Annotated in this window: 1 protein-coding gene; it reads left to right on the forward strand. The window is 69.4% G+C overall.

Going from position 1 to position 386, the window contains the following annotated elements:
• Positions 1–133 precede the first annotated feature (133 nt).
• Positions 134–386 (forward strand): hypothetical protein (locus tag ACSC1Q_RS43170; RefSeq protein WP_436764541.1); only part of this gene is annotated, 253 nt, incomplete at its 3' end.

A 386-nucleotide genomic window follows, 5' to 3' on the forward strand; every position in this document is an offset into this window, starting at 1 on the left:
CCGCCTTCGTCCCGTAGGTATTTGGGCCGGTACCGGGCGCGCATTTCGCCACAGACCAGAGAGGGATGAGGCGGTTTCCTTGGGTCATCGGCCCGACGGGGGCCGGGATCACCGAATCGAAGGACTGAATGAAATGCGTCGTCACATCGCCGCCCTCGCCCTCACCGTCGCCGGTCTGGCCGGCATGGTGTCGCTGTCGGCTCCCGCCCAGGCGGCCGCGCCGATCAACGTGACCGTGAGCCTCGGCGGCCTGTCGGTCACCGGCACGACCGGATCCGACCTGATCACCCTGGCCGAGGGCGGCAGCGGTCTCATCAGGGTGACCGGGGCGGGCGTCACCTCCACCGACACCGACTGCCAGCCGATCTCCGGCGGGGTCAGCTGCA

It is taken from the genome of Streptosporangium heterodermiicola (assembly GCF_051390675.1).
In the GTDB taxonomy this organism is placed as follows: Bacteria; Actinomycetota; Actinomycetes; order Streptosporangiales; family Streptosporangiaceae; genus Streptosporangium.